This window comes from Agrobacterium tumefaciens, assembly GCF_005221325.1.
GTDB lineage: Bacteria > Pseudomonadota > Alphaproteobacteria > Rhizobiales > Rhizobiaceae > Agrobacterium.
This window is the reverse complement of the sequence record NZ_CP039890.1, coordinates 430,025-438,854: the sequence shown is the minus strand read 5'-3', so window position 1 is coordinate 438,854 and position 8,830 is coordinate 430,025. Positions and strand designations below refer to the sequence as shown.

At 57.2% G+C, this 8,830-nt stretch carries 10 protein-coding genes; 8 read left to right on the top strand and 2 right to left on the bottom strand.

The window, feature by feature from the left end; translation table 11 throughout:
• Positions 1–396 precede the first annotated feature (396 nt).
• Positions 397–1,413 (bottom strand): LacI family DNA-binding transcriptional regulator, encoded by a 1,017-nt coding sequence (locus tag CFBP5499_RS27650; RefSeq protein WP_080830388.1) that lies wholly within the window; start codon positions 1,411–1,413, stop codon positions 397–399.
• Between the two features lie 197 nt (positions 1,414–1,610).
• Between CFBP5499_RS27650 and CFBP5499_RS27645 the strand changes: the two genes are divergently transcribed.
• The 8 genes from CFBP5499_RS27645 to CFBP5499_RS27610 all read left to right on the top strand — a co-directional run bounded on the left by CFBP5499_RS27645 (position 1,611) and on the right by CFBP5499_RS27610 (position 8,318).
• Positions 1,611–2,654, top strand: coding sequence for an ABC transporter substrate-binding protein (locus CFBP5499_RS27645; protein ID WP_080830387.1), 1,044 nt, complete (start codon positions 1,611–1,613; stop codon positions 2,652–2,654).
• A gap of 26 nt (positions 2,655–2,680) precedes the next feature.
• The gene (locus CFBP5499_RS27640) at positions 2,681–3,712 is read left to right on the top strand and encodes an ABC transporter ATP-binding protein (RefSeq protein ID WP_080830386.1); all 1,032 of its coding nucleotides are present in this window, start codon (positions 2,681–2,683) and stop codon (positions 3,710–3,712) included.
• A complete protein-coding gene (locus CFBP5499_RS27635) occupies positions 3,709–4,578 on the top strand; it encodes an ABC transporter permease (RefSeq protein WP_080830385.1) in 870 nt (289 codons plus the stop codon). Before CFBP5499_RS27640 ends, CFBP5499_RS27635 begins: the two co-directional genes overlap by 4 nt.
• On the top strand, positions 4,571–5,371 hold the full coding sequence (locus CFBP5499_RS27630) for an ABC transporter permease (RefSeq protein WP_080830384.1): 801 nt from the start codon (positions 4,571–4,573) through the stop codon (positions 5,369–5,371). The genes CFBP5499_RS27635 and CFBP5499_RS27630 overlap by 8 nt, the downstream gene beginning before the upstream one ends.
• A 10-nt stretch (positions 5,372–5,381) precedes the next feature.
• Positions 5,382–6,278 carry a 5'-methylthioadenosine phosphorylase gene (locus CFBP5499_RS27625; RefSeq protein ID WP_080830383.1) on the top strand — a complete coding sequence of 299 codons (897 nt, stop codon included), beginning with the start codon at positions 5,382–5,384 and terminating at the stop codon, positions 6,276–6,278.
• A gap of 200 nt (positions 6,279–6,478) precedes the next feature.
• On the top strand, positions 6,479–6,814 hold the full coding sequence (locus CFBP5499_RS27620) for an XdhC family protein (protein WP_080830382.1): 336 nt from the start codon (positions 6,479–6,481) through the stop codon (positions 6,812–6,814).
• Positions 6,814–7,518, top strand: coding sequence for an XdhC family protein (locus CFBP5499_RS27615; RefSeq protein WP_080830381.1), 705 nt, complete (start codon positions 6,814–6,816; stop codon positions 7,516–7,518). The genes CFBP5499_RS27620 and CFBP5499_RS27615 overlap by 1 nt, the downstream gene beginning before the upstream one ends.
• Positions 7,515–8,318 (top strand): nucleotidyltransferase family protein, encoded by an 804-nt coding sequence (locus CFBP5499_RS27610; RefSeq protein ID WP_080830380.1) that lies wholly within the window; start codon positions 7,515–7,517, stop codon positions 8,316–8,318. The genes CFBP5499_RS27615 and CFBP5499_RS27610 overlap by 4 nt, the downstream gene beginning before the upstream one ends.
• Here the strand turns inward: CFBP5499_RS27610 and CFBP5499_RS27605 are convergent.
• A complete protein-coding gene (locus tag CFBP5499_RS27605) occupies positions 8,315–8,803 on the bottom strand; it encodes a MarR family winged helix-turn-helix transcriptional regulator (RefSeq protein WP_080830379.1) in 489 nt (162 codons plus the stop codon). The two genes, CFBP5499_RS27610 and CFBP5499_RS27605, sit on opposite strands and share 4 nt — an antisense overlap.
• Positions 8,804–8,830 lie beyond the last annotated feature (27 nt).

Here is an 8,830-nt window from a genome sequence, read left to right as displayed (position 1 = left end):
ATCGCCCCCTTGGCGGGCAAAGTTCGGTTTGCCGCCCAAAGCCCGCCAAAGATACAACACGATTCTCTCTTCACGTCCAGAGACTAAGGGTTAACAAGCTCTTAACGAAGCGTTACCCGCTATTGGTGACGACCGGGCTGCGACTTTCTTATTTTCTCGAATTTCCAATACCTTAGTCCTTAACCCCTTGAGATTTGTTCGTCTTTTGCTCTAGGGTCAATTATGCAAGCGCGACCGTTTTGGAAGCGATCCGAAAGGTCCGCGCAGCTTCACGAATGATGTCGTCGATATCGCAACTCAGGTTTCTTTTGCCGCTCCGCGATGATATCGCGCAAGCATTGGCCGCAGGAGTGGGATCTTTACGATAATTCGGATTTTCCGGGCCAAGCTTGCCGGTCAGAAACTGAATCTTTGAAGTTCACCAAACATGACCAACTGCTGGGGTGGCATTTCCGGCCGCTCGATTTGATGAATGAGGCTTTCAACCAGATTGCGACCAACCGCAACCATATCGACGGAATGCGCAATCAGCGGTACGGAAAGGTAGCGGCAAATCTGGGTATTGTCGCGCACAACAATGCGAACGTCCCGTCCCGGAACGAGATTACGTTGCCGTAGCGCACTGAGAGCGCCGAGCAGACCGAGTTCATTAGCGCAGATCAATCCTGACATCGGGTCTGGCAGATCGAGCAGCTTGCCGACCCACCGTTCACTCGCTGCCATGGTAAATTCCTGATACCCGATCAGTCGCGGGTCGATTTCGAGCCCGGCTTCGGCCATCGCTCGGGAATATCCAGCCATACGCATGGCGCTGTACTGGTCTTCCAGCGTCAACAGTTGCAGAGCAATACTCCGGCACCCCTCGGCCACCAGCATCTGGACGGCTTCGTAGGCAATTTTCTCGTTGTCGATATCCACATAAGCGTAATTCAGGTGCGAACCGCTGCGTCCGAAGGCAACGAATGGAATATGCCGTTCAAGCAGAAAAGGCGGCCGCGGGTCATTTGCTACCATTCGGGTAATGATGATCCCGTCGGCGCTGCCCGCCTGGATGACACGTTTCAGGTTTTCATATGGATCGTCGTCCGGCGTCGTTGATGAGATCGACAGGCTGTAGCCGCTTTCCTGGGCGGCCAGAGTCATGCCCTCGATCAGGGGCAGCTTGGCAAGGTCGGAAAGATAATCGCGTGTCTCAAGGGGCAGAATGGCAGACAATGTACGGGTCTGTCCGGTTCGCAACGCCCGCCCATGCAGGTTAGGCACATATCCCGCAGCATTTGCGGCAATTTTCACCCTTGCGATCGTCTTGGGATGCACTTCAGGGCCGTCTTTCAGCGCACGTGAAACCGTCGTCACCGACAGACCAAGCTCGGACGCAATTTTCTTCAGATTGGCCCGGCCGTTTCCTTCCATCGATAGACTCAAAGCCCCTTTTTTCATGTGTCTAATACACTGCCCTTTTCATCGGAAGAAGGAAAGCGCGGATGACATCTATTAAATCGAACTTGACGAAGTGCACTTTTTCATCAATCGTAACGTTACGATTTTTAGAAAAAGGCTTAGATCCGAAGGAAATCGTGTTTCAGAGGTGAACAAAGGAGAGACTATCGATGTCCCGCATGATGTACTTTTCCGTGGCCATGATCGCGCTCGTAGCCGCAAGCCCGCTGGCAGCCCAATCCCTTACCATCACCACCGCCGGAGGCGATTACGGAAAGGCGATGAAAGAGGTTATGTGGGGACCTGCTGCCGCCGAACTCGGCCTTGACGTTCGTGAGGAAACCCAGAGCGACGGTTTCGCGGCTCTCAAGATGCAGGTTACTTCCGGGGCTGTGACGACGGATGTAATTCACCTCGGCTCTCCTGAAGGCGCTCAAGCTGCGGCGCAGGGGCTTCTGGAGAAGCTGGACTATAACATCATCGATCCGAAGACGCTGCCCGCCGGCGCCGAATCCGAATATTGCTACCCCTTCAGTTCCTACGGCACGGTAATGGCCTGGAACACGAAGACCTTCGGCGCGAACGCACCGAAGAACTGGACTGAGTTCTGGGATGTCAAGGCGTTTCCAGGCAAGCGGGCTTTGCGCGCCAACGCTCAGGATCTGATCGAGATCGCGCTTCTCTCCGAAGGCGTTGCGCCTGGCGACATATACAAGATCCTCGATACGCCCGAAGGCATCAAGCGCGCTATCGCAAGGCTTGAGGAACTCAAGCCGGATGTTGCGGTGTGGTGGACATCGGGCGCCCAGTCCGCGCAGATCCTCAAGGACGGCGAGGCCGATCTCGTGGTGACCTGGAACGGTCGCGCCCAGAGCGTCAAGGCCGATGGCGGTCCTGCCGACTACACGTTCAAAGGATCTGTGATCGGCACGGATTGCCTCGCTGTTCCCAAGGGTTCGGCAAACCGCGAAGCGGCCATGAAACTCATCTCTGCGATGACCCAGCCGGCGCGCGGCGCAAAGCTTACGGACTTCATCGCCTACGGCCCGGTCAATCCGGCAGCGTATCAGGGCGGGCTTATCCCGGCAGAAAAAATGGCGTTTCTCGCTACAGCCCCCGGCAATGTGGAAACCTCTGTTTTCTCGAAGGCCGACTGGTGGCTCAAGAACGGTGAAGCCGCTCAGCTCGCATTTGACGAGATGATGAACCGCTAACATTTGCGCAGAGAACCACGATCACCATGGCAACGACCTCGCTTCCAATCACGATCAGCAATGTGCAGAAGACCTACGGGACTTATGTTGCGCTGAACGATGTTTCGCTTGATATCGCCGCTGGCGAATTCCTGACGCTCCTTGGTCCTTCGGGCTCAGGAAAGACAACGCTATTGATGGCGCTGGCGGGGTTTGTTCGCCCGGATAGCGGTTCTCTCATCATCGGAGGTCGGGACTTCACCCGGCTTCCGCCCGAAAAGCGCGAGATCGGCATCGTCTTCCAGAACTATGCGCTGTTCCCGCATATGAGCGTTCTGGCGAATGTGGAATATCCGCTCGTTCTGCGGCGTGTGCCGAAAGCAGAAGCCCGCGAGCGTGCTCTCGCCGCCCTTGCCCGCGTCAAGCTGGACGGGTTCGGCGACAGAAACATCGCGGCCCTTTCAGGTGGCCAGCGCCAGCGCGTGGCCCTTGCCCGCGCCATTGTGTTCGAGCCGCGTGTCATGCTCATGGACGAGCCGCTTTCTGCGCTCGACAAGAACCTGCGCGAGCATATGCAGTTCGAAATCCGCAAGCTGCATGACGATCTGGGCATCACCACGATTTACGTGACCCACGACCAGCGCGAGGCCCTGACCATGTCGGATCGCATCGCGGTAATGGATGCGGGTATCATACAGCAGATCGGTGCGCCCCAGGACATTTACCATCGTCCCCGCACACGTTTCGTCGCTGAATTCATGGGTGAAGCGAACGTACTTCCCGCTCCGGCGCTCAACGCCGGTAGCAAGGGGTTCGCAATGATCCGTGCGGAAAGTTTCCATCTTGAGGCCGATGCGGCCGGTAGCGACCGTGTTTCCATCGCTGGCCATCTCAAGGCCAAGGCATTTCGCGGTGAAAACTGGCTCCTCAATCTCCATCTCGGCAATGGTGAAGAGGTCATGTTGAGTATTCCGGCTACACATTCTGGTGCATGTCCGCAATTGCAGCCCGGCGAACCGGTCACGGCCTATGCGGCTGCGAGACATGTTCACATTCTGGAAGAGGGGGCGTCTGCATGAGTGCATCGGACCTTGTAAAAGATGCCCGCAAGGAAAGGCGCTTCTTTCTGTCGTTGTCCTTGCCAGCCCTTGTTCTGGTCGGGCTGGGGGCGATTGTGCCGATGGTCTGGATCCTGCGGCAGTCCTTCCTCAACATCGGCGGCCAGGCGACACTGTCAAACTATGAGAAAATCCTCTTCAGCGGTCTCACCTGGTCCGCGCTCTGGACAACGATCATGCTGTCCGGGGCAACTCTTGCCATTTGTCTCGTTCTCGGCATCCCGGTGGCGTTAACGCTGGCAAGCGCGCGGCCGAGGATAGCCAATCGGATGCTGATTTTCATTATGTTGCCGCTGTGGACCTCGATTCTGGTTCGGACTTATGGCTGGCTTGTGTTGTTGCGCCGTGACGGGCTTGTAAATTCCACACTGGGCGCCCTCGGCATAACCGACACGCCGTTGCCACTGGTCTATAATTTCTCCGGAACCCTCGTCGGCATGGTTCATTACATGCTGCCGCTTTTTATTCTGCCTGTTTATGCGGCGATGCGGGACATAGATTCCAATATCATCCGTGCCTCCGCCAGCATGGGGGCCAGCATGTGGCATTGCGTGCGCACTGTCATCCTGCCGCTCTCGGTTGGCGGCATCCTTTCGGGGTCCACCATCGTCTTTATCTACACGCTCGGTTTCTTCGTCACGCCCGCTGTTCTGGGCGGCGGCAAGGTCAACCCGGTCGCCATTCGTATCGAACGCACGCTCTCCACATTTCAGGACTGGGGTTCGGCGAGCGCCCTGGGCGTGGTGTTGCTCGTTCTTGTTCTCACGACAGGCGCCATGGTCTTCGGCCTGCGCCAACTCACAGCCGTGAGGGTTCGCAATGCTTGATGCCTATCAGGACAACCGGCTTTTCAGAAACTTCCTCTGGATCTTCTCGTGCATCGTGCTTGTGTTTATGATGCTGCCGACGCTCATCGTCATTCCCTTGTCCTTTTCGGCATCGGACCTTCTGGAGTTTCCTCCGCGCGAATGGTCGTTGCGCTGGTATGGCGCCTTCTTCTCGTCCGCGTCATGGATGGCGGCGCTGAGAACGAGCCTTCTGCTCGGTGTTCTCACAGCCGTGATCGCGGTGCCGATCAGTTTTCTTGCCTGCTTTGCGATCAATCGGCTGACGGGCCGAAGGGCTGCCGCAATTTATATGATGCTCCTGTCACCATCCGTAACGCCAGGCATTCTTCTCGCAATCGGCCTGTTTTTCATTCTCGCGAAGCTCGGCCTTGTCGGCACGCTGACCGGCGTACTGGCGGGCCATGTGGTTCTGGCCATTCCGGTTGCAGTCATCGTATTGTTGCCTGCCATCAACCGTTTCGACTGGGCCCAGGCCCAGGCGGCCAGAAGCCTCGGCGCAGGCTGGTTTCGCACCATGGGTGGCATCATCCTGCCCCAGCTCGGCCTCAGTCTGACGACGGCCGCGCTGATGGCCTTTCTGACGTCGCTGGATGAAGCGGTGATTTCCATCTTTGTCGCAAGCGGCCAGAACAGCACCCTGCCCAAGCTGATGTTCATATCGCTGCGCGACCAGATCGACCCCACCATTGCCGCCATCTCGACCTTGTGGACGGTTCTCATCACCGGCGTCGTACTGTTTTTCAACTTGCGTCAGCGCAGCGATACTCTCTGAAAGACCCATCATGACCGATACTCCTGCTACATCCGCCATTCCAAAGGCCGGACTGGCGATCATTACAGGTTCTGCTAACTGGGGACTGGCTTTTCCCGAAGACGTGGGCGTCGATGGTGTCCGTGTCCTTGCTCGCGATCTGGCATTCGAAACGCCCTACGGCATTTCAGAAAACTGGAAGCTGCTCGAATTCGATGCCTCAATTACCGCTGAAGGCCGCAGCAAGGTCGCGCTGTGCATGTATTCCCACGGCAATCCGCGTGACCAGATCGACCATTCTTGCCACCAACGCTCCTTCTGGGTTCTGATGAATGCGGGAGTAAAACGGGTTCTTGCCTGCTCGACCATCGGAGCGGTCAACAAGGCGATCCAGCCTGGCGACATGGTTATCAATGCGGATATCATCGAGCTCACTCAGACACCCTATTCCCTTCTTCCGGGCCGTCAGCGCTTCGATTGCTCCGGCAAGCGCATCGTCTGCCCGCATTGTGCCGAAACGCTAGCTTCGACAGCGCGCCGTCAATGGCCATCGTCTTGCCGGGTGCATGGTATCGAACAGGGGCTTGTCGCTGGACATGTTTATGGACCCCGTTTGACCAGCCCTGCCGAGGCGATGGCCTTTCATTTCCTCGGAGCCGATGTGATCAACCATTCAATAGCGCCGGAAGCCACGCTTTCACGCGAGATCGGCGCATGCTTCGTGCCGTGCGCTTTCGTAACGGCAGGATTCAACGACTACATGGATCGCAACCGGGGAAGCTTGTTGCAGGAAGGCGTATTGCCAAGCCTTTCCATGCTCACCTCACGCATTGCCCTGGAAACCGCCGCCGGACTTCCTGATGAGGCTCACTGCGAATGCCATGACCTCAAATCGCCGCAGCCCGAAGAAAGGCATACGCGCTTCTGACACAAACTGGCGGGGTGGAAGCTTTGCCATGAAAATATTCTTCCGGAAAGCAGGGTCCACCCGATGTCGGCGGTCCTGATCTCCTGCTATCCTGCCCGGCAGCATGTGCAAGGCAGCGGCAGGTCGAAATGTGCATGCCCACATCGGATCGCCGGCGCCGGTGCCCGATCATCGCAACGCAGACGTGGAAGCTTCACCGGATGGTTCTGGCGCAAGACCTGAAAGACAAAAATCCGCTGACCATTGCGCAAGCGTGGAAGCTGGGCGGGCGGCAGGTGGCGATTGCAACAGTCGTTGAAACCTGGGGTTCGGCACCGCGCCGGGCGGGAAGTCATCTGGTGGCGGATCGTGAAGGCAACTTCGAAGGTTCTGTTTCCGGCGGCTGTGTCGAGGCATCGGTTATCACGGCCTGCATTGATGTTATTGCAGATGGAAAAGCCGCGATGCTGGAGTTCGGCGTCGCGGATGAAACGGCATGGCGTGTCGGATTGTCCTGCGGCGGGCGCATCCGGGTCTATATCGAGAGGCTCGACTGATGCGGCTGGACACTCTCAAACGGCTGAATATTGCTCGCGAACAGCGCATCGCCGTGGCCTTGCTGACCGATCTTGTCACTGGCGACGAAATTTTGCTTCTCGAAGGCACATTTTGGCCGGCCGGACTAGGTGAGGGTGTAAAAAGCGCGTTTCGCGATGGCCGTTCCAGGTTGCTTGATGAGCGGCAGGGCGGCACGTTTTTGAATGTCTATCTGCCATCGCCGCGCATTGTCATCATCGGTGCCGTGCATATCAGTCAGTTTCTGGCGCAGATGGCCATGGTCGCCGGTTTCGAGGTGCGCATTGTCGATCCACGTACGGCCTTCGCCACAGTGGAGCGGTTTCCCGGCGTAAACCTGTCGGCAGATTGGCCCGCAGATGCTTTCCTTGCTGATCCGCTCGATCGCTACACTGCTGTCGTAGCACTCACGCACGACCCGAAAATCGATGATTTTCCATTGGCAGACGCCCTGCGAACGGGCTGCTTTTACATCGGCGCCCTCGGCAGTCGCGCTACCCACGCATCGCGCATCGAGCGCCTGTCCGGGGAGGGGATCGATGCGGATGCACTTTTGGCGATTCATGCGCCGATAGGGCTGGATATAGGCGCCAGTAATCCGGCCGAGATCGCCGTGGCGATCCTTGCCGAGATCATTCAGGCGCTTCGCGTGCGAAACCACGGCCATCAGGGCGTGGATAGATGAAGTTCGGTCAATTCTCTATCGATGACGCGAGAGGAATTGTTCTCGCACACGCCATGAAACTGCCTGAAGCGAAGTTTTCTAAGGGCCATGTCCTGCAAGACGACGATCTCTACCGTATAAAGGCCGCAGGGCAGATTTCGGTGTCAATCGTGATCCCGGCAGCCGGAATGTCAAGCCGCATGGGAAAGAGCGGCGCTCACAAACTTCTCGCGCAGTTCGACGGTATACCGCTTGTCCGTCGCACGGCCCTCGTTGCCACCGATAGCGTTGCATCGTCGGTCACGGTTGTTCTGGGTCATCGTGAACAGGAGTTGCGAAATGCCATTTCGGGCGTGGATGTCAGTATTGTTGTAAATGCCGACTACGCTTCGGGAATGTCTGGCTCACTTGCGAGCGGCTTCATGACTGGTCAGGTGCGCAAAGCACAAGGCGTGCTGATCATGCTGGCCGATATGCCGGGCATTACCACGGCCGATCTCAACCGGCTGATTGCGGAGTTCCGGCGGTCGGGCGGCACAGCAATCGTCCGCGCGTCCTCACAAGGGAAACCTGGAAACCCGGTTATCCTGCCAAAAGCCTTGCAGGACGCCGTGTTAAGACTGGAAGGAGATATAGGTGCCCGCCACCTCATCGAAACATCAAGCCTTCAGGTGATTAACGTTGAAATCGGTCCGGCTGCGCATATCGACCTCGACACGCCGGAGGCTATCGCAGATGCAGGTGGAGTTATCCTCGACATATCCCCTGCGGACGGTAGGAGCAATCGAGGCCGGCAGGTGACTACGCCCGAAAGTAACTAGGCCGGGTGTTCGTTTTCACCCATAGCATCGTCTCCGCCGATTTTTCGAAGCAGGTAAAGCAATGCTACCTGTTCAGCTGCATTCAGACGACCCATGGTCTGTTCGGTAATTGTTCTGGCTCTTGGGTACATCTCTTGCAGCACATCCTCGCCCGCTGGCAGCAACGACATGATCACCTTGCGGCCATCGCTGGCATCACGCGAGATTTTGATCAGGCCGCGTGCCCTAAGACGGTCGATGATGCCGCGAATGGTGGCCTGATCGACCGCCGTTGCCTTTACCAATTCCGTTTGGGAGATGGGGCCGAAATCATGCAGCGCACAGAGTGTAACAAACTGCACCGACGTCAGGTTGGGATCGACGGCATTTTCCTGGAAAATGGAAAGATGACGCTGATAGGCCTTTCGCAAGAGATGGCCTACCTGCTCGGTAACGCGGTAATTCTCCGCATCTCCACGTTCTCTAATGTCTTCGTCTGGTGCCATCGATCTTTCATCCGCCCGGTTTTCAAG

Bases quoted from the DNA above. Each gene is read 5' to 3' on its own strand.
- CFBP5499_RS27650 (WP_080830388.1), bottom strand. From the start codon at position 1,413: ATGGAAGGAAACGGCCGGGCCAATCTGAAGAAAATTGCGTCCGAGCTT.
- CFBP5499_RS27645 (WP_080830387.1), top strand. From the start codon at position 1,611: ATGTCCCGCATGATGTACTTTTCCGTGGCCATGATCGCGCTCGTAGCC.
- CFBP5499_RS27640 (WP_080830386.1), top strand. From the start codon at position 2,681: ATGGCAACGACCTCGCTTCCAATCACGATCAGCAATGTGCAGAAGACC.
- CFBP5499_RS27635 (WP_080830385.1), top strand. From the start codon at position 3,709: ATGAGTGCATCGGACCTTGTAAAAGATGCCCGCAAGGAAAGGCGCTTC.
- CFBP5499_RS27630 (WP_080830384.1), top strand. From the start codon at position 4,571: ATGCTTGATGCCTATCAGGACAACCGGCTTTTCAGAAACTTCCTCTGG.
- CFBP5499_RS27625 (WP_080830383.1), top strand. From the start codon at position 5,382: ATGACCGATACTCCTGCTACATCCGCCATTCCAAAGGCCGGACTGGCG.
- CFBP5499_RS27620 (WP_080830382.1), top strand. From the start codon at position 6,479: ATGGTTCTGGCGCAAGACCTGAAAGACAAAAATCCGCTGACCATTGCG.
- CFBP5499_RS27615 (WP_080830381.1), top strand. From the start codon at position 6,814: ATGCGGCTGGACACTCTCAAACGGCTGAATATTGCTCGCGAACAGCGC.
- CFBP5499_RS27610 (WP_080830380.1), top strand. From the start codon at position 7,515: ATGAAGTTCGGTCAATTCTCTATCGATGACGCGAGAGGAATTGTTCTC.
- CFBP5499_RS27605 (WP_080830379.1), bottom strand. From the start codon at position 8,803: ATGGCACCAGACGAAGACATTAGAGAACGTGGAGATGCGGAGAATTAC.